The 25,482-nt window shown below is 52.0% G+C and carries 34 protein-coding genes; 2 read left to right on the forward strand and 32 right to left on the reverse strand.

Going from position 1 to position 25,482, the window contains the following annotated elements; translation table 11 throughout:
• Positions 1–3 precede the first annotated feature (3 nt).
• The 16 genes from ACW14G_RS05715 to ACW14G_RS05790 form a co-directional block, all read right to left on the reverse strand.
• Complete coding sequence (locus ACW14G_RS05715) at positions 4–2,520, reverse strand: phage tail tape measure protein (protein ID WP_455648514.1); 2,517 nt, start codon at positions 2,518–2,520, stop codon at positions 4–6.
• Positions 2,498–2,776: a phage tail assembly protein T gene (locus tag ACW14G_RS05720; protein ID WP_455648515.1), complete on the reverse strand. Its 279-nt coding sequence runs from the start codon at positions 2,774–2,776 to the stop codon at positions 2,498–2,500. Before ACW14G_RS05720 ends, ACW14G_RS05715 begins: the two co-directional genes overlap by 23 nt.
• 50 nt (positions 2,777–2,826) lie before the next feature.
• On the reverse strand, positions 2,827–3,234 hold the full coding sequence (gene gpG / locus ACW14G_RS05725; RefSeq protein WP_455648516.1) for a phage tail assembly chaperone G: 408 nt from the start codon (positions 3,232–3,234) through the stop codon (positions 2,827–2,829).
• Positions 3,235–3,270: 36 nt separating this feature from the next.
• Positions 3,271–4,008, reverse strand: a complete 738-nt coding sequence (locus ACW14G_RS05730; protein ID WP_455648517.1) for a phage tail tube protein — start codon at positions 4,006–4,008, stop codon at positions 3,271–3,273.
• Between the two features lie 7 nt (positions 4,009–4,015).
• Positions 4,016–4,414, reverse strand: a complete 399-nt coding sequence (locus ACW14G_RS05735; RefSeq protein WP_455648518.1) for a phage minor tail U family protein — start codon at positions 4,412–4,414, stop codon at positions 4,016–4,018.
• The gene (locus ACW14G_RS05740; protein WP_455648541.1) at positions 4,411–4,965 is read right to left on the reverse strand and encodes a phage tail protein; all 555 of its coding nucleotides are present in this window, start codon (positions 4,963–4,965) and stop codon (positions 4,411–4,413) included. Before ACW14G_RS05740 ends, ACW14G_RS05735 begins: the two co-directional genes overlap by 4 nt.
• Before the next feature lie 9 nt (positions 4,966–4,974).
• On the reverse strand, positions 4,975–5,328 hold the full coding sequence (locus tag ACW14G_RS05745) for a head-tail joining protein (protein ID WP_455648519.1): 354 nt from the start codon (positions 5,326–5,328) through the stop codon (positions 4,975–4,977).
• Between the two features lie 11 nt (positions 5,329–5,339).
• Positions 5,340–5,744 (reverse strand): DNA-packaging protein FI, encoded by a 405-nt coding sequence (gpFI, locus tag ACW14G_RS05750; protein ID WP_271458681.1) that lies wholly within the window; start codon positions 5,742–5,744, stop codon positions 5,340–5,342.
• 44 nt (positions 5,745–5,788) lie between these two features.
• Positions 5,789–6,814: a major capsid protein gene (locus tag ACW14G_RS05755; RefSeq protein WP_061279043.1), complete on the reverse strand. Its 1,026-nt coding sequence runs from the start codon at positions 6,812–6,814 to the stop codon at positions 5,789–5,791.
• A gap of 67 nt (positions 6,815–6,881) precedes the next feature.
• Positions 6,882–7,214 (reverse strand): head decoration protein, encoded by a 333-nt coding sequence (locus tag ACW14G_RS05760; protein WP_271458680.1) that lies wholly within the window; start codon positions 7,212–7,214, stop codon positions 6,882–6,884.
• A gap of 9 nt (positions 7,215–7,223) precedes the next feature.
• Positions 7,224–8,564 (reverse strand): S49 family peptidase, encoded by a 1,341-nt coding sequence (locus ACW14G_RS05765; RefSeq protein ID WP_455648520.1) that lies wholly within the window; start codon positions 8,562–8,564, stop codon positions 7,224–7,226.
• Complete coding sequence (locus tag ACW14G_RS05770; protein WP_455648521.1) at positions 8,545–10,137, reverse strand: phage portal protein; 1,593 nt, start codon at positions 10,135–10,137, stop codon at positions 8,545–8,547. The genes ACW14G_RS05765 and ACW14G_RS05770 overlap by 20 nt, the downstream gene beginning before the upstream one ends.
• Positions 10,134–10,340 carry a phage head-tail joining protein gene (locus tag ACW14G_RS05775; protein WP_271458677.1) on the reverse strand — a complete coding sequence of 69 codons (207 nt, stop codon included), beginning with the start codon at positions 10,338–10,340 and terminating at the stop codon, positions 10,134–10,136. Before ACW14G_RS05775 ends, ACW14G_RS05770 begins: the two co-directional genes overlap by 4 nt.
• A complete protein-coding gene (locus ACW14G_RS05780; protein ID WP_455648522.1) occupies positions 10,340–12,262 on the reverse strand; it encodes a phage terminase large subunit family protein in 1,923 nt (640 codons plus the stop codon). The genes ACW14G_RS05775 and ACW14G_RS05780 overlap by 1 nt, the downstream gene beginning before the upstream one ends.
• The gene (locus ACW14G_RS05785; RefSeq protein ID WP_455648523.1) at positions 12,234–12,746 is read right to left on the reverse strand and encodes a terminase small subunit; all 513 of its coding nucleotides are present in this window, start codon (positions 12,744–12,746) and stop codon (positions 12,234–12,236) included. Before ACW14G_RS05785 ends, ACW14G_RS05780 begins: the two co-directional genes overlap by 29 nt.
• Before the next feature lie 336 nt (positions 12,747–13,082).
• Positions 13,083–13,664 (reverse strand): hypothetical protein, encoded by a 582-nt coding sequence (locus tag ACW14G_RS05790; RefSeq protein WP_455648524.1) that lies wholly within the window; start codon positions 13,662–13,664, stop codon positions 13,083–13,085.
• Between the two features lie 129 nt (positions 13,665–13,793).
• Between ACW14G_RS05790 and ACW14G_RS05795 the strand changes: the two genes are divergently transcribed.
• Positions 13,794–14,078, forward strand: coding sequence for a hypothetical protein (locus ACW14G_RS05795; protein WP_455648525.1), 285 nt, complete (start codon positions 13,794–13,796; stop codon positions 14,076–14,078).
• Positions 14,079–14,127: 49 nt separating this feature from the next.
• On the opposite strand, the gene ACW14G_RS05800 is transcribed toward ACW14G_RS05795, so the two are convergent.
• The 16 genes from ACW14G_RS05800 to ACW14G_RS05875 form a co-directional block, all read right to left on the reverse strand.
• The gene (locus ACW14G_RS05800; RefSeq protein ID WP_455648526.1) at positions 14,128–14,589 is read right to left on the reverse strand and encodes a lysis protein; all 462 of its coding nucleotides are present in this window, start codon (positions 14,587–14,589) and stop codon (positions 14,128–14,130) included.
• Between the two features lie 94 nt (positions 14,590–14,683).
• The gene (locus tag ACW14G_RS05805) at positions 14,684–15,223 is read right to left on the reverse strand and encodes a lysozyme (RefSeq protein WP_455648527.1); all 540 of its coding nucleotides are present in this window, start codon (positions 15,221–15,223) and stop codon (positions 14,684–14,686) included.
• Position 15,224: 1 nt separating this feature from the next.
• A complete protein-coding gene (locus ACW14G_RS05810) occupies positions 15,225–15,473 on the reverse strand; it encodes a class II holin family protein (protein ID WP_064546093.1) in 249 nt (82 codons plus the stop codon).
• Between the two features lie 421 nt (positions 15,474–15,894).
• Positions 15,895–16,557, reverse strand: a complete 663-nt coding sequence (locus ACW14G_RS05815) for a hypothetical protein (protein ID WP_455648528.1) — start codon at positions 16,555–16,557, stop codon at positions 15,895–15,897.
• Between the two features lie 2 nt (positions 16,558–16,559).
• Positions 16,560–17,546: a DUF4747 family protein gene (locus tag ACW14G_RS05820; RefSeq protein ID WP_455648529.1), complete on the reverse strand. Its 987-nt coding sequence runs from the start codon at positions 17,544–17,546 to the stop codon at positions 16,560–16,562.
• A 330-nt stretch (positions 17,547–17,876) separates the two neighbouring features.
• The gene (locus ACW14G_RS05825) at positions 17,877–18,479 is read right to left on the reverse strand and encodes a DUF1133 family protein (RefSeq protein WP_455648530.1); all 603 of its coding nucleotides are present in this window, start codon (positions 18,477–18,479) and stop codon (positions 17,877–17,879) included.
• 12 nt (positions 18,480–18,491) lie between these two features.
• Positions 18,492–19,481, reverse strand: a complete 990-nt coding sequence (locus ACW14G_RS05830; protein WP_455648531.1) for a DUF968 domain-containing protein — start codon at positions 19,479–19,481, stop codon at positions 18,492–18,494.
• The gene (locus ACW14G_RS05835; RefSeq protein WP_455648532.1) at positions 19,478–20,134 is read right to left on the reverse strand and encodes a phage antirepressor KilAC domain-containing protein; all 657 of its coding nucleotides are present in this window, start codon (positions 20,132–20,134) and stop codon (positions 19,478–19,480) included. Before ACW14G_RS05835 ends, ACW14G_RS05830 begins: the two co-directional genes overlap by 4 nt.
• Positions 20,135–20,215: 81 nt before the next feature.
• Positions 20,216–20,602, reverse strand: a complete 387-nt coding sequence (locus ACW14G_RS05840; RefSeq protein ID WP_455648533.1) for a RusA family crossover junction endodeoxyribonuclease — start codon at positions 20,600–20,602, stop codon at positions 20,216–20,218.
• Entirely contained in the window at positions 20,599–20,919 is a 321-nt protein-coding gene (locus tag ACW14G_RS05845; protein ID WP_455648534.1) for a LexA family protein, read from the reverse strand. Before ACW14G_RS05845 ends, ACW14G_RS05840 begins: the two co-directional genes overlap by 4 nt.
• The gene (locus ACW14G_RS05850) at positions 20,916–21,134 is read right to left on the reverse strand and encodes a hypothetical protein (protein ID WP_455648535.1); all 219 of its coding nucleotides are present in this window, start codon (positions 21,132–21,134) and stop codon (positions 20,916–20,918) included. The genes ACW14G_RS05845 and ACW14G_RS05850 overlap by 4 nt, the downstream gene beginning before the upstream one ends.
• Complete coding sequence (locus ACW14G_RS05855) at positions 21,131–21,952, reverse strand: DNA adenine methylase (RefSeq protein ID WP_455648536.1); 822 nt, start codon at positions 21,950–21,952, stop codon at positions 21,131–21,133. The genes ACW14G_RS05850 and ACW14G_RS05855 overlap by 4 nt, the downstream gene beginning before the upstream one ends.
• Positions 21,949–22,875 carry a conserved phage C-terminal domain-containing protein gene (locus ACW14G_RS05860; protein WP_455648537.1) on the reverse strand — a complete coding sequence of 309 codons (927 nt, stop codon included), beginning with the start codon at positions 22,873–22,875 and terminating at the stop codon, positions 21,949–21,951. The genes ACW14G_RS05855 and ACW14G_RS05860 overlap by 4 nt, the downstream gene beginning before the upstream one ends.
• Complete coding sequence (locus tag ACW14G_RS05865; protein WP_455648538.1) at positions 22,865–23,044, reverse strand: DUF4222 domain-containing protein; 180 nt, start codon at positions 23,042–23,044, stop codon at positions 22,865–22,867. The genes ACW14G_RS05860 and ACW14G_RS05865 overlap by 11 nt, the downstream gene beginning before the upstream one ends.
• 163 nt (positions 23,045–23,207) lie before the next feature.
• The gene (locus tag ACW14G_RS05870; RefSeq protein WP_455648539.1) at positions 23,208–23,762 is read right to left on the reverse strand and encodes a YmfL family putative regulatory protein; all 555 of its coding nucleotides are present in this window, start codon (positions 23,760–23,762) and stop codon (positions 23,208–23,210) included.
• Positions 23,763–23,790: 28 nt separating this feature from the next.
• On the reverse strand, positions 23,791–23,988 hold the full coding sequence (locus ACW14G_RS05875) for a Cro/CI family transcriptional regulator (RefSeq protein ID WP_271458704.1): 198 nt from the start codon (positions 23,986–23,988) through the stop codon (positions 23,791–23,793).
• Positions 23,989–24,087: 99 nt separating this feature from the next.
• Here ACW14G_RS05875 and ACW14G_RS05880 point away from each other — a divergent pair, with 99 nt between their 5' ends.
• A complete protein-coding gene (locus ACW14G_RS05880) occupies positions 24,088–24,744 on the forward strand; it encodes a LexA family protein (protein ID WP_271458705.1) in 657 nt (218 codons plus the stop codon).
• The last annotated feature ends 738 nt before the right edge of the window (positions 24,745–25,482 follow it).

Raw genomic sequence — 25,482 nt, forward strand, 5'->3', positions numbered from 1 at the left:
TGGTTACCTCTGTTTATTGGCATTCCAGATCATACCGCCTGGTTGTATTGCCTTCGCGATTCCCGCCCGGACAGAGCTGTCGATCACCTGCTGATAGGCTTTGCCCAGTGCGTCACCGCTCCCCTTCTGCTGACCGGATTCACTCTGGCCCGTTGTCACGGAAACAGGTGCATATACGCTGACGCCGAACGGAGAAGCAATCCCACCACCGCTTCCCCCTACCAGGCCTCCAGTCGCATAACCGCGCATCATGCGATAAAGATTGCCAACACCGATCCGGTTGGTAGCCTCCTGGGTGAAGACAAACTCCCCACGGTGAACAACACCAGCAGGCTCATACTTGCCGCCGGATCCGGTATAGCCGCCCCCCGCAAACCCCAGTGCCGAGGTTGCCGAGTTAACAAGACCCACCATGGCCTGTTTCATCAGGATTTGCGTCAGCATTGACAGCGTGGAACGGGTAAAGTCTGCCCAGTTCGCCTTTCCTGTTGTCAGCATGTCAGCCATGTTCTGGCTGATACCGTCGAACGTAGCGGAAGCGGCAGACTTCATTGAACCATAGGCATCAGCCGCCGAATCAGCGTAATCCGCCCAGGCTGATTTCGCCCCGGCTTTCCAGTCGTCCCGCAACTCATCCTGTGCGGCGTAGTACTCCCTGAGCGCTGCCAGCTCATTCTGATAGCCCTGATCCGCATCCGTGCCACCAGCATTCATCCAGCCCTGCCGCAGTTGTGCCTCTTCATTCTGCCGCTGCGCACCGCGGCTGCTCATGCTGCCGCCGGCCACCAGCGCCCTGGTTTTCTCACCAATCTGGGTAACGTATTTCTGCGAGCTATCCTGCAGGCGGTTCAACCGTTCCTGGGCAACAATCTGATCGCCAAGCCGGGCATTCACCTCCGCCCGCGCCAGCACCTCATCTTTGTTCGCCAGCACCGACTTTTCATCAGTGGTCAGCGCACGCTTTTTAGCGGCCTCTTCCAGTACAGAAAAGCGGGATTGCTGTTTCCACAGCTCCTGCCGCTGCTGGCTGATGGTATCCGTGATGCTCTTATGCTCCTGAAGCGTGCGTAATTGCGCTTCAAGTTCCAGAGTCTGCGCGCTGGCTGTATCGACACTTTTCACACCTGCCGGCGTTTTCACTGCTGACGGCTTTTTAGGCTTCTTCAGTGAGTCGTCGTATTCCTTTTTGGCGGCTTCAAGGTTGATGTTGTAGTCCGCCTGAAGGATCCGCCCTTCCTTCAACGCCTTGTTCAGCTCATTCTGGCGCGCGGTGTATTTCTCCAGTGCGCTTTGTGTCTTCGCATAATTTGACTGAGCCTGCGCGGCATATTTCTGGCGATCAGATTCAATCACTGCCTCGCGTGCGGCATTGTCCTCGGTGGCTTTCGCGACACTGGCCTGCTGCTGTGCCATCTCCAACGCCAGCCGCGCCGATTCGCGATCGTTCCAGTAGCTGGCGCGCGCATCGTCATTCACATAGCGGTCGCCTTTGCGGAGATTCCAGACCTCATCCGCCCGCTTAAATGCAGCTTCGGCTTTGGCAACTATCTCCTGGGTGGTGTCAGGGCGCCCGATATCCAGCGCCGCATCCCACATCGATTTAAATGCGCGCTTAAGGCTGTCGGCAGCAGATTCGATCGAGCCCATATTGTCGCGGAGACTTTTGGTCTGCTCGCGGAAACCATTCGTCGCCGCATCGTTCGCCGCCTGCAGCGCTCCGGCCTCATCCCCCGAGCGTTGTAACTGGGCCACATAGGCAATCTGCTCTGCCGTGACGTTGTGGAACTGCTGCGCCATGGCAATCAGACCAGAGGTCGGATCGTTCGTCAGTTTCCCGAACGCGGCAGCCACCTTATCGACAGGCACACCCGACGCCTCGGTAAATTTCGCGACCGCCTGGCTCATGTCATCGAACCGGGCACCGGTACGCACGCCGGCGTTTACCAGTTCGGTGAGTGCGCTGCTGGTCTGGTTAAACGTCAGCCCAGCCTGCTCGCCGGATTTCGCCAGCACCAGCATACGGTTGGAGGTCAGTCCGGCAGTATTTCCGGACAAGACCAGCGTTTTATTGAAATCGGAGAGTGTGGCCGAGCCCTGAAACCAGGCATAAACTACCGCGCCGGTAGCCGTTGCCAGCGCTCCGATACCGACCATCACAGGTGATATTGAGCCCAGCAGCGCGCGGAATGTCGGAATGATACCGCCGAAGGAATCTTTCACCTGTCCGCCCTGCTGCAGCAGAATAAGCCAGGGACTTTGCCCGCCCGCCAGCTGAGTCGCAATATCCGTGAACTGTGCCGGCAGCATGCGCATCGCAGCATTGTACTGGCCGATCGAAATACCGGCCTTTTTCGCGGCGCTCTCCTGGCGCGTGAAGGACTGCTGAACCTTCAGCGCGGCATCATTCGCTGCGTCTCCGGTCTGCTTAAACTGCCGTTTAACGTATTCCATCTGTTCATTGAACTTTGACGAGTTAACGTCAAGGTTAACGACCAGGTCACCCACTGCCGTCTGGGCCATAGCGAACGCCTCCTGAAATGCCCTCGGCCTTCGCCATCAGCATGGCATCACCCGGTTCATCGTCGGTAATATCCTCCGCTGAAGGTGACAGCAGGCTGAAGCTGGCAGGGGTAGATGTAGTTTTGGGGTCAAATGCGGTGATGACGGTGTACAGCAGGGAGGAAAAATGTGCGTCCAGCTGTGCATCATTGAAAAAGTTGTCCTGGTAGAACGTTCGCCAGTCGGCGTATTCCGTTGACGACATACCAGCAAGCATGGCGCGCCAGTCCGGCCGGCGAAATTCACGCGCCAGTTTCAGGACGAAGGTCAGCTCACTGGCGAGGGCTTTTCCAGACTGACCGGCTCGGTTACCGCATCATCCTGTGATGGATTGGCTTCCGGTTGCGGCACCATGCCGGACAGCAGTTTCACGCTGTACTCCGCTTCGGCAATAAACTCCAGCGGCCAGGTCATCAATACTTCCTTCTGGATCCGCTCAACATCTTCCTTCTGCGTGTTGTGCGTTCCTTTCAGGGGATGCGCATGCCAAAGCGACATGGCCACCAGCAGCGCGCCGGAGGTAATCGTCATATTCAACGCAGCCTGCATGTCTGCATCAGTGACTGTTTCCAGCGTTTTCAGGTGTTCAAGATGCTCAATACGCTGCAACGCCGACAGTTCATAGAGTGTGACGGTCACACCGTTGCGCTCGAACGGTTCTGTTTTTAAAAACATGGGGTACTCTAGGAAGCGGGGCCAAAGCCCCGGTTATCAGGAAACGGTGACGCTGCAAGTCGCAACAAACAGCCCGTCGTTGGTCATCACAATAATGTCAGCCGAACCGGCTGCTATGCCGGTAACCGTCAACACCGTATCGGCCACCGACACCGTCACGATCCCGGCATCCGTTGTGGTGGCGCGGAATGATTTATCGCTGGCGCTGGCTGGCGCCACGGTGACATGCAACGTAGTGGTCGCCGCAACAGCAACGGTGGCGGTGGATTTATCCAGAGTTACACCGGTGACATCAATCACCGCCGCTGCGCTTTCTTCAGCCAGTCCCGGCTTACCGTTGTTGCTGATTTTGACCGAGCGAGTGATGGTGTCTTTTGCCGTGACCGTTTTGCCGAGGCTACTTACCCAGCCGCGGAACACATCAACAGCACCATTCGGGTATTTGATTTTATATGCCAGCACGGTACCGTCGTCGAACCAGCGAACCAGATCCTGCTGACCGCTTTCCGCCGGTTTCCAGGCCAGCGTAAAACTGGCCTCACCCGCCGATTTCTGGCCCTGTGCGGTAGCCGTCCAGTCGGCGTCTTCATCGTCAAGATAAGTATCGTCGTTTGATTCGGCGGTCAGTTCGCCAGGCTGCAGGTCTTTAATCTTCGCCAGGCGCGTCCAGTCGGTATCCGATACCGGGTTGGCAAACGGGTTACCCGTTCCGGAATAAATCCAGAGCGTGGTGGTGGCACCCTTTACCGGCGCCAGTGGGTTTGGTGTAGTCATTACGTCCTCACATTTCGTAAGTAATGGAATATTTCAAATCAGCCGAACTCCACAGCCCAAGATCATCATCGCGCTGGTAGTCATAACCCTGCTGCACGATGTTGGTGATAAGCCCGACAAGCCCTGGCACATCGCTCAGCACCGGATAAATTCGGGACTCCATCCAGTTATCCAGATCTGAATCCGGCACCTGCGCCGGTAAAAAGATTTCGACATGCAGCGTAGCCTGCCAGGTATCCGCATCGAGCTCTTCACCGGTATATTCGGCATCCGTCAGATAGATAGCGAGAGCCGGAAAGTCGCCCTCCTCGAGTACTGCCGGACGCCCGTCAAAGTAGAGAGCCTCCTCACCAATGCTGCTCTCCAGCGCATGGATGATGGCCCTTCGGATATCACTGTGTTTCATTGTTTCAGAATCAGCCTGAGTTGGTTTTTAAGGGATGCCCGCAGTTCTTTGGGCATATCCGATTCAATGAGCTTTGGCAGCTCATCTTTAAATGCGGTCGTCAGGGGAGCAGCCAGTGGAATGCTGACCACCTCTATCGGGTAGCGGGGTTTGGATGTCCGCCGCATGACGTGCCAGCGACCATTCTTCAGTTGCTGAATAAAGCCACCCGGGAAACGAAAAGGGCCAATTCGCAATACGCTATTGGCCCCTTTTTTATCCCGTTTTCGGCGTGATAATCGCACGCTGGCGGTTCCCAGTTTTATCGCCGGCAGATTGCCCCGGTTAACCCGGATGAGCGCTCTTGGCTTTTTCGTCGTGGCACGCTTTATCCTGGCGCGTTGCTTCACCAGTTTTCGGGGAACCCGGGTTTCTTTCGACACCACCGCAACGCTTCGGCTAACCGCCCGGATGGCCACACGGTTGACCGCCTGCGCCGAAGCGCGAGGAACCGCCGTGGTGCTGATGCTGTTCAGGTTCGCCATAGCCTGTTCAAGCCCTTTTATCGACATCATGTGTCCTTAACGGCGACGGGTTGATGCGGGAGGAGAACCCGTCCCTAACCAGATAAGGCAGGATCCGCAATCATCCGGGCCAATACGTTCAACCCAGAACGGCTTGCCGTTAATATCCAGCGTGTCCAGCCGCGCCAACTGCTCAATCACTGCTGATTTCACAAACAGCGACGGGCTGGTCCCCTCGACACGGACACCGGGTGTGGCGTAACCGATATTTTCCGGATCATCGAAAACGCCACTCAACGTGACGCCAGAAATCGCGCCGGACGTTACCGTTGCCGAAGTCCCCATAACCTGCCGAATAGTGTCATCGGCCTGTGTGATTGCAGCATCAAAAAGGTTATCGAAATCAGCCACACAGCCCCCTGTCAGTGTTGGCGGACCAGTCCGAGCGCAACCAGGCTGTCCGCATCCGTTTCTGTCACGCGGATCACCGTTCCCGCCTCCACAATAGAGACCGGTTCATCGCGTGTCGCGTGCAGTGCCTCAATGTGCAGCGTGGCCAGCGTTTCGACGGCCACCAGCGCGTCATCAGTACTGCTGGTTAACACAGTATTCGCTGGCGCCACAGGTTCTACGGTGCCGGGTGATGTCGCTCCGTCACTCACGCCACCATTTTCAACGCCATCGGTATCCGTGCCGCCATCCAGTTCTTCCTCCAGCTCCGCAATGCGCATTGAGAGCTCCTGAATGGTGCCGCCGGTATTCACTTCCCGGCCGAGCTGCACGCCAAGCTCATTAAGGCGGGCGATCAACTTTTCTTTTTCTGTCATGAGAACAGCTCCGAAACAGGGCCCCGAAGGGCCACAGAATGAAATCAGGCGAGTTTGACTGACACAAACGCATCCGGATCGGCCAGCAGCATCAGCGGTGCGGACTGGATCATGGTGAACTCACGCGCCGGGTCACCGGTCTGCACCCAGTTTTTCGGGTAACGCGCGGAGGCATTAATACCTTCACGCTGGGCATCCACATCCTGAATGCAGCCGTAAGTGCGCAGCCCGCGCGCCTGGGTATTACCCAGCACCATGCTCAAATCCGGCAGGTAGTTCTTTTTAGTGTCGTCTTCAATGTACTGCCCGGAGTAGACGACAATGGCCACATCGCCATACATCCCCTTATAGGAGACGGCTTCGCCCAGATCCTTCAGCGCCGTTTCCAGTTCAGAGTTAGAGCCACGACGGGTGTCGAGCTTCTCTTTTACCGCCTTGAACGAACGGAACAATGCCCAGCCTTTCGGATCAAAGACGATGATATTGACCACACCGCTGGCGTTCAACGCGTAGGCTTCGATATCGTCTGTCGGGTCATAGGTTTCTTTGTCGCGACCGCTCCAGGCCGCGGCGCCAGCCTGAATGATGTTGTTTCCGGTACTGCGCCCCATATCCACCTCAACCGGTTCAAACGCTTCGCCGGTCATGGTGTATTTACCGTTAAGGACGGCAGCAACGGCCTGCTTCTCCTCCACCTGGGCAATTGCCAGTTCTTCATCCTTCATGTTCTGCAGGATAATGCGACGGCGACGGTAAGCCGGGTCAGCCAGGTTTTGCGGATCTTCATCTGGCAGGCGACGCAGCGTCATCTGCGGGTTTACTTCATGCTTCGGCTTGACGTAACCCGGCGTAAACTCAGACGTTGCACCGCCGCGGGAACGGATGACCTTGCCGGAAACAACAGGTGAAACGTACAGCGCCATGTTGACCATGCCCGGGATCTGCGACAGATAAACCTTCTCAGTGCTGAAGGGGTAGCTTTCACGGAAGAAGATGCGCAGGAAAAGCGGGTCAAACTTGAATTTCTTCTCATTGACCGCCAGAAGTTGGGCTGTAGTGTAAATTGACATAGATTTTTCCCGTAAAAAAAGCCGCGATGGCGGCTTCTATGGATGATGGTTGCAGTTCAGAAAGGTGTCAGACGATGCTGATAGCTGTGCCCGTAAATGCATTGCGCTTGATATGTTCATCCGTCACCGCATCCGGCCAGAGCACATCTTCAATGCGGAATGAGCCGGACTTATAGAACGCCAGTTCGGCGGTGCTCTGGTCGGCAGAAACTGCCAGCACGCCACAGGCCGCGCCCGCATGCTGACCATCCCAGACCGTCAGTTTGCCGGAGGTGGCATCCAGCATCAGTGGCGTCATCGCCGGTGTTGCCGCCGTCAGTTCGCCAGGGGCATACCCGGTATGCGCCGGATCACTATTCCCGAGGGGCTGGATGTGTGTAAATTGTTCAGTGTTAGACATGTTGACCTCTTAAACAGGCGTATTTAACAAATCGTCACCCGCATCAGCAGATGAACTCCCTGCCGCTACGGTGCCGGGTGCTGTTTCCATCAGACGATCCAGCGCGGTATCCGTGCGGGCCTGAGCACTCTGAGGCGCGGCGGCAAGAATGCGCTGCGCACTCTCCACCGTCATGCCTGGCGTTTCAGCCAGTGCGCGTGCCTGTGATTCGCGCCCTTTTGCCTCTTCACAGTTCAGGATCCCCATAATGCGGCCGTTTTCAGCAGCGACCGCCGCCGCGACCTGGCTGCTCACATCAACCGATGCGGTAGTTGCAGGGTCAATGACCACAGCGGGTGCGTCAGCTGTGGCCACGGGCTGGTTAGCAGCAACGGTTGCTGCTGGTTGAGTGGTATCTGCGGATGCAGTAGTACCTTTCATGCTTCCTCCTCGGGAAATCATCGTTCGTTTATTAATTGCATCGCGCATAACGTTCAGCGCATCCATGTTGTTGACCAGCTGCTCCGCCAGGCCGTTGTCTACTGATTCCTGGCCTGAAAATACAGCCGCTTCAGTGTCCAGAACGGCCTGGACCGACATGCCGGTATAACCCGCCACCTTTTCAGCGAACATCTGCCGGGTAGCATCAATGCGCGCCTGAAAATCTGCGCGTACTTCTTTGGGTAATTTCTCGTAGGGGTTCCCGTCTACCTTGTGATCGCCGCTGTAAATCAGCGTGACCTCGACACCGCTGGTTTTCAGGGCTGCACCGTAATTGCTATGGGCCATCATGACCCCAATCGATCCCGTTCTGGCTGTCTGTGTCACAAGCCGGCGCGAGGCAGCACTGGCAATCAGTTGGCCTGCGCTGCAGTTCATATCGTTGGCCAGCGCCCAGATGGGTTTGATATCGCGCATACGGGCAATAATGTCCGCACAGTCAAAAGCCCCCGCCACCATTCCGCCAGGGGTGTCCATATCCAGAAGGATGCCGTCAACACCCGGATCACTGATGGCCTGCTGAAGACGGGCGATAATGCCGTTGTAACCCGTCATCCCCGAATATGGCTGGAGAGCGCGGGTTTTACTGACCAGAGTCCCGGATACCGGCAGCACTGCGATCCCGTTAGTGACCTGGTAGCTTCGTGCCGGTTTTGGCTCCATGTCATCATCATCGCCAAAGAGCGCCAGCGGTTCAGCCATCTGCTCTGCGCCAAGGGTCACGCCTGACACGGTGTCGGTCAGGCGGGTAATACCCAACTGGCCAGCAAGCGCGCAAAAGAAAACCCGCGCATAGGCGGGTTCAAGTAATAGCGGCTCATTGAAAGCCATACTGGCGATATGCGGGAGATTACGCAGCTCGGGCGTCATCGTTCTCCTCCTCATTTGATTTCTTCAGTCCAGACTCAAAGGCAGAAACCGCCCAGGCTGGAGGCTTTAGACCAGCAGCGCGACGTTCCATCGTTTCACGTACCTGCTGCGAAAATATTTCCTGATAGTCGTCTCCGCGCTTTGCACACTCCTTCTCATAGGTGCTCAGCCCCGCTTCAATGAGCATTACGGCCTCCTGCACTTCCTTCAGCCCATCTATTGCCATACGGCCTGAGCCTATCCAGTTGGCATTACCCCAGGCTGTTCTCGCTTCCTGAAAACTGAATCGTGCTCTGGATGGCAACGTCACCACCCGGCGGACAATGGCCTCCTCCAGCCAGCACACAAACATCTGACAGGCCTGCCGGGCTGCAACGAACTTGCGGCGGCCCATAAAGAACGCCCAGGACTCGTTAGCACTGGCACGAGCCGTGGAGTAGCTCATCTGCGAATAGTTTCGCGAGAGTTGCTCATAGGACACCCCAAGCCCTGCCGCAATGTAACGCAGCAGCGATTGCTCAAAGGTCGAATAGCCGTTATCCGTATCCTGTGCTGACTGAAGATTCAGGGAGTCGCCCGGCATCAGGTGAGGAACCTTCGCGCCACCAAGGCGAACCGGCGCAGCGGTGTAATACGAGGCCATTTCACCCAGCCAGCCCGTCATCTTGCTCTGCTGGTCTTTGCTGTCAGAGCCGAGAATAAAGTCCATCGCGGTTTGCGTATCCAGCTCACTTTCTATCGTGGCCGCATACATCGCCTTAACGATAGCGCTCTGGAGCTGCGTATTTTGCAGCGTATCGAGCATTTTCATTTGCTCCATGACGCTGTAAAACGCGTTGGCTCCGCGCGTCTGTCCATCCTCCAGCGGTTCAAATACATGGATAAAGGACGGACGGCCGCCGGGCAGCTCGCGCGGAATGTAGGACCATTTCTGCGCCATCCATCCCGGATAGCCGTCCTCGCAGACGTAATAGCCAAGTGCAGCACCACCGTCGTTGGTTCTGACACCCGCCCGACAGTTTCGCGTGTCTCCGGCATTATTGGGGTTGCTGATGCGTTTCGGGCTTACCATCTTGAACTGTGTCCGGAAGAGCCGCGTTGAATCACTGTCCCAGGTGGGCTGGACACACAGCTCGCCGTTAAATGCATGAGTCGCGACACCTTCGCGGATCATCATCGTAAACGTCCGCTTGCGCTCAGCATCGATCCCGCAAAAATCATCTTCCGCATACTCATACCAGGCGGCCTCCACCTCCCTGGCAAATGCGCGGCTTTCTTCTTCTTTGATACCGAGATAACGCCAGCTCGGGCAGTAACTCAGTCGGAAGAAGGAACCGACAATGTGATCCTGATGAAGCTGCACGGCGTTTGCCGCATAACCATTATTACGAACCAGATCATCAGCTCGCGCATTACCACGGGATAAATTAGGCAATAACGCAGCATCCGCGCTTTCGCTCGGTGGGTTCCAGGCGCGTAACTGACCGCCAAAGCCACCAGCACCACCGTGATACCCGGCGTAGTCCCGCAATGCGGTTTTACCGTCCGGCCCTAACAAAGCAGGTGTTTTCATGCGTAAAATCCTGCCGGTCCCCGGCGTCGTGGAGTGGTGCCAACCTGTGACTCAAGCTCGGCAATGTATTTTTTCAGGTCAGTGACTGAGGTCGCGGTGAACTCAACCCGCCGACCGTCTTTTTGCACCGTTGCCACCCGCTTTCCCATCATGAGGTCATGCAACGCAGCGCGGGCGGCATCCAGATCAGTCTGTGTCGCCATTATTCGTCTCCAGATAATGCCCGAGCATAGTCCGCCAGGGTCTTGTTAGTGGTTCGCCCCGTCTCTTCCTCCAGCAGACTCGCCAAAAGAGAATCGAGGTTCAACTGCCATCGCGAAATGCTGATCCGAAGGGCCGCAAGCGCATAGACAAAGCAGTCCAGAGCCTCATTTCGTCGCTTTTTGCTGTCCCACATGATCTTCTTCTTACCGTCCACCCATTTTTCAACCTGTTCTTCTGCGGTAAGCTGCTGCGCTTCTGCCAGATCGTAAATATCCGGGTTATTGGGGAAATGCACCGCACCGGCAAGAGGTTCATCACCTTCAGGCTGTAGAGTGAAACGGTTATAAATCTGCTCTTTCGCTGTGTCCGTGCCCACTTCCGTCAGGTAAACACCGTTCTTATTCCGTTTACGCGGCATGCTGGCGACAGGTTTTCCGTACACAGAAGCTCCCTTGATAGGGATCAGGCGAAACAGACCGTGCTTTTTCGAGCGGTTATACACAATAGTTGGATCGATACCGCCGATATCCCAGCAAATACGGGATATAGACATCTCTACGCCATTTTTTCGGGTGTAGGTTTTATTAATCGCCTCATCCACCCTGGTGAGTGTCGCCTCATCATCATGACGCCCCATGATGATCTGCCGGTCAATAAGCCAACTTTCTTCACCCGGTCCCCAACCCCAGACGCGCATTTCGTAGCGATCGAGCTGTGAATCTATTCCGGCAGTCAGGTAGGCCACCCGGTCCGGGACAGACGCCGAGAAATGCTCTTTCCTTTCCGCCATTACCTCTGCATCAGGACGTTCGCCGATCTTCGGCTCCCACGTTTCACCCAGCGTGGTATTCACGAAGGTTTTACGCTTCCCTGTGTCTCCTTTCGTCTTGAGCCAGTCTTTCACTATCTGCACCCAGGTGGTAAACGGGCTGTATGCCGTCCAGATATGGAATGTGACACTGTCAGGTGGGTCAATTTCGGTACCAGAGGATGCAAACCAGTTCAGGCCATCGCGCGTCCAGATCCCCGTTTCATCACAGATATAGCGGGCCTCTGAGAAATCGAGTTCCTGCTGTTTAATCACACAGGCATTATGCTCACAGAGATAAAACACGCTGGCCGGTTCGCCTGGCGTCCACTTAAACCCAAATGGCGTTTCCCTGTCGCCGAATTTCAGATATTGCTCTTCCCCGCAGTGCGGGCAGGCAACATGAAATCGCATGAAGTGCCCGGATTCACTGGCGGCTCGCTCAATCTGGCAGGTTCCCTTTATCTTGGGTGTTGAACCTCGAATTGATTTCGGCCAGACAGAGCCTTCAATACGTTTATCACCGAGGAAAGTTGGCGACCCCTCTTTTTCGATATCTTCATCGAATGCCGCCAGTTCATCGTAGCCGGCAACATCTACAGATTTCTCACGGTAGTTTTTCGCCGCCTTTCCACCCAGGCACCAGAAACCACGACCGTTGGAAAAACGCTTCATGCTGAGCGTATTATCGCGGTGCTTTTTACCGTACCAGGGGGCAAGCGACAAAAGCGAAGGGATATCCCGGATAGTGGGTTCTACGTGAGACTTCATAAAGTTCTCAGCATCACCATCGGTGGGCAGCCAGATCAGAGAATTACGCTGCTTGTGTTCGATAAAGTAGGCGTAGACGCCAAGAAGCATCTTTGAATAGCCAACGCGCGCTGATTTAACGACATTCACCTCACGGATGTAGTCATTCCCCATCGCATTCATAATTGCCACCTGGAATGGCAGGGTTTCCCATCGCCCTTCCTGGTATGCCGATTCTTTTGGCAAATAGTAGTTTTCGTCTGCCCATTCGACGGGTGTCATCGGTAATGGTCGCTTCAGGACAGAGAGACCTTCCCTCACCGCCTGCACAAAATTATTCATCTGTATTTCTGTAATACTCATCCGCAAAATCCTGCATTTTCTCCGCTGACTCAACGCATTTATTAGCCCCTTTAGCAACCAGCTCTTTTAGATAAGCCAATTGCCGATCGGTTAACTCAGGGAATTTTCTTTGCATCGAAAGCGGAATACTGTCCAAAACAGATGCCAGCTCCCCGGATAATCGGGACAAAGCAAAAATAGAGAAGGCGGTATCAATAACCTTGTGCTCAGCTATCTGGTTTTTTAATCTCTGTGCGATAGCCTGTTCTGAAGTGAGTTCAATTCTGGCAACTAACAATTTCTCTTCATGATCGTCATCACCACTGTCGTCATCCGTACGGGAATTGCGATTACGCTGAAGGTAAGAAAGATAAAAATAACGCCACTCGTCCGTATCAAGCTCGCCCCGTTTTTTTGGAACCGGCGCGCCTGGTAATTTCTGCAACCTGCGCAACTGCCGTTCCGTCAGGCGTAAATGTTCCGCCACCTCCACCTGAGTTGCCACACGTCACCTCATCTATTTCTAACCTGCTCTCCCACTTCAAACGGCGGAACTATCCGGAAAGTGATGTAAAAAACCACATGTCCGGTTCATAGTTAATCACTTCTCTTTAATTTCAATATGTTAAAGACAAAACAAACCGGACATCCTTCCCGGAAAAATTTCATAAATAGCGATAATCTGCGCGGACGCCGCCCCGTAGCGCATCGATATGCCGGAAAGGACCCGTAAACGATAATAATTATCTCTTGCGTCATTATGGTTATGACTTCCATTTTTTCAAAAACGGATCTCTGGGATGAAATTAGGGTGGTAATAAAAAACCGCCCGAAGGCGGAGTTAGGATTCTGTCCTGTTTTTCTCTATGGCTTGAGATAAATTAGATAGAAGATTTTTTTCTGGTTTAAACAAAAATGGTTTGGTTGTAGTAGTGGAAACCAATAATTTCATACCTTTGATTCTTTTCTCATTCCCATTACTTAAAAGTTTCTTAGAAATCTGATAATACCAATTATCAGCTTCATTCAGATCAATCCAAAGAAAACACCTTTCTCCGTAATCAATTTTTTTAGGGAGTGTATCTGACTCTTTATCTCCGAACATTTGGGTAAAATAGACACCTTTACCACAGTCCCAGCCAACATTTGATATAGTGATCGCAAAGCGTGTTCTGTTGATTATTTCGATAGCAATACCTTTTTTAACTTGGCTGCCCACTACATTTTTAATGATTAAATCTCGTTCTCCTACTGTACATTTGATATCTATTTTTTCACCGCGCCTAGCAAGCCATAAGGAGACAACAACCGCACTAAATGTAGCTGCACCTGCAAACCATGTAGCCCACATAATCCAAAAGGTCCATTTGGCAGTCTCTCGCGCCGCTACCATAGACTCGTAGGCAATATAATCTGTAACCATCTTCACCTCGCTTTGTTATGAGGTAATTGTAGCGGAAAGCATTATGACAGGCACTCAGTGAATATCTGCTGTAATAGCAGTCATGCTTTGTATACATTGATAGCATACCTACTTCAAACAGGAGTTGTTATGAGTATTGAGTCAGTAATTGCCGCACAATCCTGCCGCAGCCACTGCCAGATCAGCAGAGAACCGTATGCGAAGGTCGTAGCCTATGTTGATGGCAATGAGTACGATGTGGCGGTGTCATTGGAGACCAACAAGATTACGTTCGATTTTGGTCTCCCAGTAGAGGGGCACCAGTATTTTGATACCGACTATCAGGATATGGAGTGGATCGACGATGATGGAATACTGATAATCAGCAATCAGAAGCCGAACTATTCCTTCAGTGCATACTTCCCTAAACCATAGCTATGCCTTCATAAGGCGCATTTGCAAGTGCGCCTTTTTATGGTCGCCATCACCTCATACACTGCTGCCGGATGTAATCCTGTAACCCAGCAATCATTTTCCCGCTGGTTTCGATTCGCTCCCTGAGGGTGAAATAATCCCGTTCAGCGGCGTGAGTAAGTCGGGGGCCGGTTGCATCATCCAGGCTGGTGGCGCTGGCCGTTCCGTTCGCGGAGCAGGTTGCGTTGATGCGCAGCCCGCACTTACCAGAGCTAACGCAATGCTGCAGGTCATCAAGTTGATTTTTCGCATCAGCTAATTCCTTCGTGTATTTCTCATCGATCGCGGCAACGTCACGCTGGCGCACCTGCATATCGCCGATGGTCGCGTTCGCTAGGATGAGTTGTTCAGTGGCTTTATCACGCTGGTCTTTGTAGGTGATGGCATTATCGCGGTAGTGGTTAATAGCCCAACCCAAAGCGCTAATGACCGCGATAATTACTGCGCAGGTAATTATCGTGAATCGACTCATAGGAGGATCACTCCCACAAACAGGAACCATCCCCATCCAGGTAATCCCATAACGGCCAGCACACCAGCCGCGATGAAACAAATGCTGCTTGGTTTCACTGGTCTATCCCCCAGCACGTCAGCGCGCTTTCCTGGTCCCGCCGTTCCACCTGACCATAGCAGCCATTCTTCTGGCCTTTGGTCAGGCGGCAATCGCGGCCACCGTCTTTAATCCACCAACGAATAGCTTCGCAGGCACCCTTCGTATCACCGGCGTTCATGCGGCTATAGAAGGTTGATGGGTAGCATTTACCTGGCCCGATGTTGTAAGGGCAGAACGACGCGATGCCAACCTTCTGCGGTTCGGTAAGTGGCACTTTGATATTGCGGTCAACCCACGCCAGCGCCTTGTCACGCTCAATGGCGTTAACCTTCTTGCACTGTGCTTCGGTGGCGGTCATACCTTTGACAACGCGCTTACCATCGATAACCGTCACGCCATGACATAGGGACCAGACACCACCAGGATCGACAACAGCCACCAGCGCATTACCTTCTTTCTCGTTAATGAACTGGTCGAATAATGCCTCCGCTGTAGCACCAGCACCGATAAGGGCAAGCATGGCAGCGCTCAGCTTTGTTTTTGTCGATGCCATATCAATGATCCTGTGGTGGTGAAGTGATGTAGCCACGCGCAAGGGCATCTTCGTATGCCTTCGTCTGCCGTCGTTTGAAGTAAAGGTTGGTGAAGAAGGTCGCTATGCCCAGAACTACGCCACTCACAAGAGCTATAAAGTTCCAGTCAAGCCCATGAAACCAGTCATAGACACGCGCTAACCCTGTGCAAATTAGGCCGCCTGACGTGCAGTACGTGGCCGCCGAGAAGATTTTGTCAGGCATTTTCATAGTCTCTCACCTCGCTGCGTGGCGGGTGCTGTGTGTGTTGGAAAGGGATCAGGCTCGCGGGCTCTTATGACAAAGGGTAAGTTAGGATTGATTCCCGGAGCCCGAAAACGAAAATCCCCGGCGTATGCCAGGGATGGGGTGTATTGTGTTTAGCAATCAGTAATTATCATCTTCATCTAGCTAAGAGTGATTATCCCCCGCAAAAAACAATAGACAACTTACAAAGTAAATGAATAAAAACTAGAGTTTCATTTTCTACCCTGACGGATTGATTAGTGAACTGGTCGATGTTTACTTTGACCTAGCCTTTAAATTTCTTTTATTAACTAGGTGAAAGATGAGCATTCTTTACATGTATTCCCAAAACAGTGACATTTATACCTCCCAAAACACCACTCAACATTCAAAATTGTAAAAAAAATCAATCTCGCATGTTTCTACTTCTTTTTTTCCATCTATTAACCCTTTCTTCTTCCTTTTTGCGATTCATCACCCTTTTATATTCACTAAGGGAGATCTTTTGTATTAACAGTGATGAGTTGAACAAAAATGAGATCAACTCGAATGCCATTGTCATACCGTAGAAGAATAAAAACATACTAACAAAAGAGAAAAAATCATTAGTAAATACTTTATTTAATACAGACCAGCATAGAGCAATTGTGAAGATAACTAATGGATACGCAATGTCTACAGGTACAATTTCCGGCCCAAAAGTTAGCCTTTTTTTGTTTGTCGACATGAACACTAAAAAACTCTCAGGCATGACAAATAGAAGAGCAAAAACACCAATCCCAAACCCTAACACGCTAGGGAAAACAGAAAGAATTGAATCATCAGGTTTCCAAGGGATTTTTGATACATCCCCTTGATAATAAACAACAATAAGTTCGACTAGGAAAATAATATAAACTGATTTTTTAAAAACCCGTTGCCACCATTTAAAAAAAGGGGCGACCCTCTTATTACATTGGCTATCGCCCTGATAAGCATATGCATTAACAATGCGGAATATCGCTCCAATAATAGGAACTTGCCTTATTCGACAATACATCCTTTCATTGAAGTCCGCATTGTTATCCATGATTAATCTCCAACTTCATCTAAAAATTTCTTGTTATTTTTAATAGTACTAGGAACAAGTTTTGTTTTTGCAATCGCTCGTTTTATTAAATTTAACACAGCTATGGCTTTTCCCGTTACCCCTTTATATTCTTTGAGGGTCAGTTGTTCTCTAACAGGGTAATTTTCCATTTGATATTTCTGTCTATTACCATTTTCATCTAGATATGAAACTTCAGCATTACCATATTTGGTTGCCAACGCCATTTGAACCTTTGCCTGCTCAGGCAGATCACTCATAACTGAGTTGTTAAAACTGTTATAGCTAGTTTTCCACTTCGAAACATGTTTATCCTTTAACTCTTGCTCTCGAAGTTTTAACTCACTTTCAATAATCTCATCAAAGGAATCAGAATTAGAAAAAGTCACAATCCCTTCATACTTCTTATATCCTTTTTTAGGCAATTCAAGAAATTCAGTAATTGAATCTGCTGAAGTAAGTTCCTCAATTTCTAAACTATGTTTTTTGAAAAGTCGAATGGCCTGAGTACCTAAGATCTCATTCAATGCATGAATAAGAGGTGTTCTCGCTGGTAAACCTTTTGTGTCATGAATAGCAAGCGTGTGAGTCTTAGGATCGAAAAAGAACTCTAAGTCATAACGCTTACTACTAGTATTCCCTTTAGACCTGTATTCAGTCTCACCGCTATTTGTGTCTACAAGGACATTAACATCATCAAATTTTAAGAAAGAACCATAGATAACACGTTTTTTATCAGTCTTGTCATACTCATATACAGTCACTGAAAAAGGCGCAAAAAACATTTCGCCGCGCATTTTCGTTGCAATAGAACTGAGTTTTCTTTTTTTTTCTTTACATTCTAGTATGAGAGACCCAACACCTTCAAAAAGACGGCAGTATCCATCAACACCAACCTCAGAAACGCTCTTATCAATGGGTAAAAGCTGTACGTTGTAAAATTTATAAATTGCCATAATTACTTGTTCCATGGGATTTTTATGGCACCAATGTAGTTTTTTGACTTGGTTTTTTCAACTTTAGAATAGGATAAATCCAATAAATAAACCTGATTTTTCATACAGATATGTACATAATTACAGGCTTTAGCAAGGTATCTTAACCTTAATGTGGCTGACCACACACGCATCCATTAACGATAAATTAAGATGCAACACATTGAAAATATTCAATATTATTTGCTCTTTCATTTAAATAAGCATTACTGAATAGAGGCTTTATCAGTTTACAAACCAATCTGATTATTAAAAGCAAAAAACCCGCGCAGTGGCGGGTTCTTAATGTTTGTTGCTCAGTTCGGTTTAACGTCCCGAGCTTAACATAATTGAAGCACTTTCCGCGCAATCATTCAAGTAGAATCTGTCGCCATTTGTGCCGAATACGTCACACATTGGCCTGTACAGCGTCGATTCTGCAATACTTAGCCAGACGTCAATGCGACTCTCGCACGTTCTCAGGCACCATTCAGGGTGTTTTTCATTGAGATGTCTAGCCATGGCTTTCTTACTCATTCGATAAACATAGCGATCTTCAATCAGTTTATGCAGCCCCTTGTTATCCGAACGCAAAAGCTCTGCGCTGATTACTGAGTCAATCTTCAGCGCTTCTTCATCCGAACAGAACGCCAGGCCGCTTTTGTTTTTGCCTTCGAGGATCTCTTTGAAGAATGCTTCCAGTTCAGGCTTGCTGATACCCGCTTTCTTCATACGACGCAGCGCCTCGTTGATTGCGGTCTTGGTGATTTTTCCGGAGGCCAGCAACTGGTTAAACATGTTCCCGCCAGAACCACCGCCAATATACGACCAGCGGCCCCACATGCGGAGCTTGCCCTGAATCCAGATGCTTTCGAGAGTTCGGAGGCGAACCATTTCGCCTGCTTTGCCAACTTCAGAAGGATTAATCATTATGCGTCTCCACTACGCCAGTACGCCGATTGCCAGCGCACGATCTAAAACGCGAAACAACAGCACCAGCTGGTCACCGTATTTCGCTTCAAATGCCACAGGGCTGGCATGCAACTCGTCGTGATGCTCTCTGCACAGAGGAATCACAAACAGGTCGTGTGCCTTAGTACCCATTCCACCTTGCCCATGGCCTATCAGGTGGTGGGGGTCGTCTGCCGGATTGTTACAGCACATGCACTGCTGCGACTTTACCCAACGGGTGTACTTATCGTTCTCCCAGCGTCGACGCTTTGGCTTCAACATCAGGGATTCTGGCGTTTCTGGGTCAATCTTTAACGCTACGACCCTTTTGGCTTTCTCCTGCACCAACTGCGTGGCCGCTTTAGCCGGAACAATGTCACTTTCACGCATCACAGATTGATGGCGTTCCGGCGGCATGCGTAATGCTTTTCTCGCGATACTCTCCGGGATAACTTCAGCCAGGTCTTTGGTGACAAGCCACCAGCAGAACTCCGGCAGGGTCAGTTCATGTTCCGGAGGAAAACCAAGTTCACGACACGCAACAGAGATAATCCAGGATACCAGGTTTGCCCTCGCAATGCCTGCCTGACGTTCAGTCGCCTGGTCACGCTGCTGGTTATCACAGTGCCAGCACAAACGGAGGGCACCAGGGGAACGGCGCAACGTCGTGAAATTGTGGTCATGGTAGTCGCTGAGTTCCCACTGACAGACAAGTTGTTGTTCAAGCCAGCCCTCAAGGCCCGGAATCCCGCCCGCGGCGTTAACTACCCTCTCATCTTCAAACACACCAGCCATAAACGGATCGGCGGCGAGCGGTTGAGCGGCTTCAGGTATCGCGCCGGTTGAAAAGTTCGCGTATCCCTGCGGCTCAGTTTCCAGCAGCACACGGCCACGGGTAAACAACCCCATAAGTTCAGCGCCAGGCCGGAAAAGGACAATACCCAGACGCGGGGCTACTTCCGGTGTTAACAGTGCTCTCACGCTGTATGCCCCTTAGCGATATGCTCTGCCCACAGACCACCAATCCACTTCACCCCCTTGGGTGTGAATCGCGCCTGGCTGAAGGCGTAGTTTGATGCGTTCGTGGTCCCAGTCTTCACCTCGAAGCGTCCTGCCTCAATGTGCTGGTGATACGGCGTCAGCACGTTACTCAGGCGATACATGATGTGGTTATCGAGCAGGAATAACCTGAACTCCGGCTCTTTGGCGTTCAGCAACTTCGCCACCTGGCGGAACGACATTGAACCGGAAGCCGTGACGTAACGATCCACAAACTCAGCCTTTGGCGCGGCGAGGGCCAGTTCTTCATGCAAGCGTTGTTTCTGCTCTTCCAGCTCAGCAGCCAGGCGCAATGCCTCGGAAAATGACTGCGGTACCTTCGGTTGAATGCCCTGCTCCAGTTCCTGCCAGCGGTCCACCAGTCGGGCGGTAAACTCAGGGCAAAGCTGAGCGACAATCACATAGCTGTCGCGTTTGTTAACTTCATAATGGTGGTAGGTCTGACCGTTCTGGGGATGGGTGTACTGCAATGCAGCATACCCCCCGATTACGCCACTTTTCATCAGTCGTTCAATGGTCACACACACATTGCCGTGCCGGGAATCCACCAGCGTAGCGATCTCACGACTGGACATCGTAATGCTCTGCCCTGACATAGCGGCGTGATGTGTCGGACAATTCACAGTGATATTCATCTGGTTCATGCTTTTCTCCACTCAGGCGGCTGCACCCGCCGGTTGATATCGGTTGATCGTTATCTCAACCTTCCCCTTAGGTACCACTGGTCCCCACTCCACCAGCATCCGTTTAACCTGGCTGTCGTCCTCCCACACGCCTGCATGCGTCAGCGCGTCAAAGAGCGCTTTGTTGTAGTTGTCTATATCCCGGCGGCGCTGGTCTGGTGGATACAGGGTGATCTCCACCGCTGCGGCTTCGGATGATGGTTTGGGTAACTTGCGTAGCTGCTCGATAATGGCTGTACATGCTGCGCTCTGGAATTCGCGGCCCTTCTGGCTAATCAGATGGCGTCCCTTCAATGGGCCGCTGTTCGGTGCGCGCCAGTAGGTGTTCACGCTCGGCGGGAACGGCAGAACCAGCCTCATAATGCGGTCTCCTGCGCTTTCAGCCAGGCGATGGCAACTTCGCGAGCGTTGTCCTTGCCTTCCAGCAGGGCCCGAACGATCGAAACAGCATCGTGATCCACGGTATCACCAGTTATCGCTATCCCGCGGGCTACTCCTGGTGCGACGGTGATATAGCCCTTACGCTTCAGTGCGTTCACATGTTCTGCGGCGGCGTTCGGCGATGCACAGCCGATCAGCCCCGCCAGTTCAATCATCGTCGGTGGGAAGCCCACTCGGGCCTTGTAATCCCTGATTGCATTCAGAACATCACCCTGACGCGGTGTTAACTCGTTCATAGCTCCTCCCCGAAACGGCCATTCATCCGACCGATAACACTGTTGAATTCAATCAGGCTGACGCCCAGTGGCGCGACCTGCTGATGATGCTTACGCAGGATCGGTGGACACACCTTGTTCCACACAGGTTTCGGCTTAACCCGCATCGCGGCGCGCAGTTCCTCTGCACAACGGCGTGCTGCTGCACGAACAGCATTTTCATGCTCAGGCTTCACTCGACCACCTCCAGTACGGCTACCAGGTCACTGGCAACTTCGCGGGTGCTGCTTTTGCAGGAAATTGAGCGACGCGCCGGAATGGTGTGCAGACGGAATCCGTGCTGTTCGTACAGCTCCACGATACGCGGCGCAATTGAATTAGAGATAACAACGCTTGCGCCACGACGATGTGCAGCAACGCAACATTCCACCAGTTCAATCTGGTTATCCCAGGTGAAGCCACCAGCGGAATATGCAGTAAAACCACTGGTACCCGGCAGCGGTTCATACGGCGGATCGCAATACACCACATCACCCTTCCCGGCCAGGCCGATCGTCCGACGGAAACCGGCAGTCATGAACACGCAGTTGTGCGCCATGCCTGCAAAGGCTTTGAGTTCCTTCTCCGGGAAGTACGGCGCTTTGTACTTGCCCCAGCCCACGTTGAACTGGTGAGACAGGTTGTAGCGCATCAGGCCGTTGAAGCAGTGGCGGTTCAGGTACAGGAACGCAGCTGCACGTTCAGCAGCGTCCAGAGTTTGGGCGTTGAACTCCTGGCGGATCAGCTCGAAATTTTCCGGCGTTCCCATCCGCTCAAACATCCAGCGCGCGCTGCTCTCGACCGTATCCGGCACAACCGCCAGCATCTGGTACAGATTGATTAGGTCAGGATTCACATCGGCCAGCAGGAAATTGGCGTGCTTATCGCTGTTGAGAAACACCGAACCACCACCGACGAACGGCTCAATCAGGCGAAGTCCAATCGGGATGTGCTGAAACAGATCGCTCAGCTGGGTGAACTTACCACCCGCCCACTTCAGGAATGGTTTGCTCATGAGCGGAACCCCGTGTTTTCAGGCAGTGAGTAATCCACGTCAGAGAAGCTGGCGCGAATTGGTGCAGTCTCACGGCGGTGCTTGTCCCAGTCCTTACGTGCTGGGCGACCTTTCGTTTCCCAGCGGGTAGCGATCTGGAGGTATCCGGGGAAGTTGCCCGGAATGAACAGGGTTTTAGGCCGCATGTACTGGTAATCTTTTGTGCCGTTCCAGTGCTCGTGCTTGTAATCCACCACCAGCATGAGTTCGTTCATTGAGAACCCCTCGCGAAGCCTGGCGCGGATGTTATCCAGCGATGCAGGACACATCTGGAATCGTGAGCCGCTTACCAGGTTGAGATGCTTCAGCACCAGTTTCGCGTTTTCAGCCAGTAAAACATCCGTCTCGACCTGATTACCCTCCTCAGCATCGTCTGGTTGCGACGCAACCGGACAAGAAGGTTTTTTATCTGATGGATCAGTAGTTGATTTTACTGACGGATCCCCACCAGATTCTGACGGGTGAAAACCGCCTTCTTTGCTGGATTTCGACGGGTCGGATTCTGATGCATCAGAATTTGATGCATCAGAATTTGATGCGTCGGATTTTGAGGCGTCAGTTTTTGATGCGTCAGATTCTGACAGGTGAGAAAAAGCAGCCTCACGCAGCTTGGAAACATTGAGTTGGTATACGTTCGATGCATTACGGTTACCGTTTCGGCGCTGTCTGCGGGAGAGCCATCCGTCTTTTTCAAGCTGAGCAATGGCAGTCCGTACTGTGCTTTCACCTGCACCAATCTGACGGGCAATGGTGCCGATAGACGGCCAGCTAACGCCTTCATCACTGCTGAAGTCAGCCAGACGCGCCATGATGGCAACGCTGGATAACTTCATGCCTGACGAAGCACATGCGTCCCATACGTAACCTGTTAATTTAGTGCTCATGATCTTCAGTTATCTCCCTGAACTTTTTTCGAAACAGTTCGAGTGGACTGAAGCACTCGTGTGGGTAGCTGTCGCGCAGGTAGACAACGCGCTGGGCTTCTGGCTCCCAGCGTATAACTCGGACTGGGATACCGCGGTGATCCCGGAACCACCGGTTAAGTTCGCGCACAAGCGTTTTGCCCTCCGGTAGTAGACCCCCACAATTGAGGCCGCCCGACTGTGGTTACACGGCACCCAACGGTTTGATAATCTGCGCTCATACCGAAACAACGGAGAACCCGGCACCGGGATCATCCTGAGTTGCGGTAAACGGTTAAAAGCCGTTACACTGTTCATGCGTTAGTTTCTCCACTGATACGACACGCCAAGGCGCCCGGAGCTGCACACTCGCGGGCGTCACTCTTTTCAGCGACGCAAAAAACTCGATAAAGCAGCGTGACGTGCTCCTGGAACTTAGCGATCACCTGATAGCTGTTCTCCTCAATCTGGGCGCGTTCTTCTGCGTCAATTACCCCGTCGGCAGTGGCTTTACGCACAAAGTTTGAATGGCGGCCGATCCACTCAATGGATTCCATCAGGCGTTGATTAATATCGGCGTTATCTACTTCATCAACATCCGCCAGCGGCACGAATACGCCCTGTGAGTGTCGCGCAACGGCGTCAGCGATATGATTTGAGCCACCAGCACGCTGTAACACCATCGCCCATCCCAGCGGGAAAATCTGATCACCTTCGGCACGTAATCGGTTAAACAGCGCGTTCTCTGTTGTGCCTAGCCATTCTGCAGCCTCGGCATATCCACCCGGCAGATCGGTAATCGTCTTTTTAATCGCGGCCACCAGCCAGGCTGGCTGACGTTCGACTTTCCAAATAGGTTCGTTACCCACGGTTAACCCCTTGTTTCTGTGGTTTCTTTCACGCGGCTGAATGGCTACGCTTTTCATACAGTGATTGGTCAACCTTCAAATCTCCTTTCGTCAGTGCCTGGATCTCGAATGCACGCCCTTTCGGGATAACCTCATCCCAGCCCGACACTGATGCATGAGAGATATTCAGCGCCTTAGCGGTTTTCCCAACACCGCCGAAGTAAGAAATAACATCATTTTTTTTCATTTTGTCCTCTGGAGTTAGGTAATGCAGTGCATTGATAGTAGGATATCTTACATTATGCGGTCAAGCATTCCTACATCGAAAGGTGGTAGGATTGCCTACATGAAAATGAATGATCGAATCCGAAGCAGACGCAAAGAGTTGAAGATGACGCAATCTGTCCTGGCGAAGCTTGTCGGGGTAAACCGCGTCACCATCACTGGCTGGGAATCCGGTGACTACAAACCTGGTGGTGAGAACCTTCAGGCACTCGCTGCTGCTCTTGAAAAGACGCCACAGTGGCTGCTTGACGGGAAAGATGATGGAAGCCTACAGCCTCCAACCATGAATCCGGAGCAAAGATTCGGTATCAGGTCAGTTCCAGTTCTGACTTGGGTACAGGCTGGTGAATGGACAGCAAATAGCGGCGCTATTACTGAAAGCGATATTCAAGACTGGGTTTATACTTCTGCCGCGGTATCAGAGAGCGCATTCGCGCTCATAGTCCGCGGTGACTCAATGACCAATCCGAATGGAGCGCCAAGTATCCCCGAGGGCTCCATCGTTGTAGTTGAACCTGACTTTGGAGATGCTAGTCAGGCTAACGGAAAAATTGTCATTGCCCAGCTAATGGGTAGCGATGAAGCTACCATTAAAAAATTCGTCATTGATGGGCCGTTAAAATATCTTGTACCCCTCAACCCCAATTACAGAATGCTTGAGGTTAACGGCAACTGTAGATTGGTCGGATTAGTAAGACAAGTAATAATGGATTTATAAGAAAACCGGGCCACCCGGTTTTTTTTCACCTCTTAATGTAAGTTATCCAACATTTTTACTTGACCTTTCTTTGTAAGTTATCCTACATTAATTACATCAGCAGCATGCTACATCTACGGTAGCTGCTCTGTTACAGATATATGCCTTGTATCAACGTCTGGCGGCCCGTGTTTTCCCTTATGTCCGCGGTCACCGCCAGCTTTTTCAGGGCACACAACATGAGAGCGCACTCCTTTCTACCAGTTATGGGTGACAGGTGTGAAAACAGCGGAGTGCGCTTCCAGTTGTGGTAATTGCGGCTGTGCGCACGTGACGAGGCCACCAGCTTATTCAGCTTAAAAATGAATATGTGTCTTGGTTAGTGTACGTCGCCGGGAATGGTCGCCCCGGCAGGTGGAGGCACCACCACCACAACCCTAGTTACCAGGAAGTAAGATAGCTGTAGGCAGCATTGGCGGTACCAGTACCATCCCTTGAAGTTCTCTGGTACCGCCCTTTTTACTCAACTGAAAGCGCGCTCTGTCCATTTCGTTAAGTGTGTCAGTCGTAAAATCAGCCAACCGGAGCGCGCTTCCAGTTGAGTGGAGAAGCTAACAGGCGATGGCAGTCGCCCGTTTCACTAAGTGCCCTACCCTGGGTGCTTACTGAAACGAAACCCAAAACTTTTAATCACTTTCGGGTGAGGGATTCGTGCAACCAAAATTCAGCGCCGTGCAGGGCGCATATAACACGGAGAAA

The organism is Kluyvera sp. (assembly GCF_965301105.1).

What these genes read in the sequence shown, in the direction of transcription:
- ACW14G_RS05715 (WP_455648514.1), bottom strand. Translation starts at nt 2,520, where the DNA reads ATGGCCCAGACGGCAGTGGGTGACCTGGTCGTTAACCTTGACGTTAAC.
- ACW14G_RS05720 (WP_455648515.1), bottom strand. Translation starts at nt 2,776, where the DNA reads ATGCTTGCTGGTATGTCGTCAACGGAATACGCCGACTGGCGAACGTTC.
- gpG (WP_455648516.1), bottom strand. Translation starts at nt 3,234, where the DNA reads ATGTTTTTAAAAACAGAACCGTTCGAGCGCAACGGTGTGACCGTCACA.
- ACW14G_RS05730 (WP_455648517.1), bottom strand. Translation starts at nt 4,008, where the DNA reads ATGACTACACCAAACCCACTGGCGCCGGTAAAGGGTGCCACCACCACG.
- ACW14G_RS05735 (WP_455648518.1), bottom strand. Translation starts at nt 4,414, where the DNA reads ATGAAACACAGTGATATCCGAAGGGCCATCATCCATGCGCTGGAGAGC.
- ACW14G_RS05740 (WP_455648541.1), bottom strand. Translation starts at nt 4,965, where the DNA reads ATGTCGATAAAAGGGCTTGAACAGGCTATGGCGAACCTGAACAGCATC.
- gpFI (WP_271458681.1), bottom strand. Translation starts at nt 5,744, where the DNA reads ATGACAGAAAAAGAAAAGTTGATCGCCCGCCTTAATGAGCTTGGCGTG.
- ACW14G_RS05755 (WP_061279043.1), bottom strand. Translation starts at nt 6,814, where the DNA reads ATGTCAATTTACACTACAGCCCAACTTCTGGCGGTCAATGAGAAGAAA.
- ACW14G_RS05760 (WP_271458680.1), bottom strand. Translation starts at nt 7,214, where the DNA reads ATGTCTAACACTGAACAATTTACACACATCCAGCCCCTCGGGAATAGT.
- ACW14G_RS05765 (WP_455648520.1), bottom strand. Translation starts at nt 8,564, where the DNA reads ATGACGCCCGAGCTGCGTAATCTCCCGCATATCGCCAGTATGGCTTTC.
- ACW14G_RS05770 (WP_455648521.1), bottom strand. Translation starts at nt 10,137, where the DNA reads ATGAAAACACCTGCTTTGTTAGGGCCGGACGGTAAAACCGCATTGCGG.
- ACW14G_RS05775 (WP_271458677.1), bottom strand. Translation starts at nt 10,340, where the DNA reads ATGGCGACACAGACTGATCTGGATGCCGCCCGCGCTGCGTTGCATGAC.
- ACW14G_RS05780 (WP_455648522.1), bottom strand. Translation starts at nt 12,262, where the DNA reads ATGAGTATTACAGAAATACAGATGAATAATTTTGTGCAGGCGGTGAGG.
- ACW14G_RS05790 (WP_455648524.1), bottom strand. Translation starts at nt 13,664, where the DNA reads ATGGTTACAGATTATATTGCCTACGAGTCTATGGTAGCGGCGCGAGAG.
- ACW14G_RS05795 (WP_455648525.1), top strand. Translation starts at nt 13,794, where the DNA reads ATGAGTATTGAGTCAGTAATTGCCGCACAATCCTGCCGCAGCCACTGC.
- ACW14G_RS05800 (WP_455648526.1), bottom strand. Translation starts at nt 14,589, where the DNA reads ATGAGTCGATTCACGATAATTACCTGCGCAGTAATTATCGCGGTCATT.
- ACW14G_RS05805 (WP_455648527.1), bottom strand. Translation starts at nt 15,223, where the DNA reads ATGGCATCGACAAAAACAAAGCTGAGCGCTGCCATGCTTGCCCTTATC.
- ACW14G_RS05810 (WP_064546093.1), bottom strand. Translation starts at nt 15,473, where the DNA reads ATGAAAATGCCTGACAAAATCTTCTCGGCGGCCACGTACTGCACGTCA.
- ACW14G_RS05815 (WP_455648528.1), bottom strand. Translation starts at nt 16,557, where the DNA reads ATGGATAACAATGCGGACTTCAATGAAAGGATGTATTGTCGAATAAGG.
- ACW14G_RS05820 (WP_455648529.1), bottom strand. Translation starts at nt 17,546, where the DNA reads ATGGAACAAGTAATTATGGCAATTTATAAATTTTACAACGTACAGCTT.
- ACW14G_RS05825 (WP_455648530.1), bottom strand. Translation starts at nt 18,479, where the DNA reads ATGATTAATCCTTCTGAAGTTGGCAAAGCAGGCGAAATGGTTCGCCTC.
- ACW14G_RS05835 (WP_455648532.1), bottom strand. Translation starts at nt 20,134, where the DNA reads ATGTCCAGTCGTGAGATCGCTACGCTGGTGGATTCCCGGCACGGCAAT.
- ACW14G_RS05840 (WP_455648533.1), bottom strand. Translation starts at nt 20,602, where the DNA reads ATGAGGCTGGTTCTGCCGTTCCCGCCGAGCGTGAACACCTACTGGCGC.
- ACW14G_RS05845 (WP_455648534.1), bottom strand. Translation starts at nt 20,919, where the DNA reads ATGAACGAGTTAACACCGCGTCAGGGTGATGTTCTGAATGCAATCAGG.
- ACW14G_RS05855 (WP_455648536.1), bottom strand. Translation starts at nt 21,952, where the DNA reads ATGAGCAAACCATTCCTGAAGTGGGCGGGTGGTAAGTTCACCCAGCTG.
- ACW14G_RS05860 (WP_455648537.1), bottom strand. Translation starts at nt 22,875, where the DNA reads ATGAGCACTAAATTAACAGGTTACGTATGGGACGCATGTGCTTCGTCA.
- ACW14G_RS05875 (WP_271458704.1), bottom strand. Translation starts at nt 23,988, where the DNA reads ATGAAAAAAAATGATGTTATTTCTTACTTCGGCGGTGTTGGGAAAACC.
- ACW14G_RS05880 (WP_271458705.1), top strand. Translation starts at nt 24,088, where the DNA reads ATGAAAATGAATGATCGAATCCGAAGCAGACGCAAAGAGTTGAAGATG.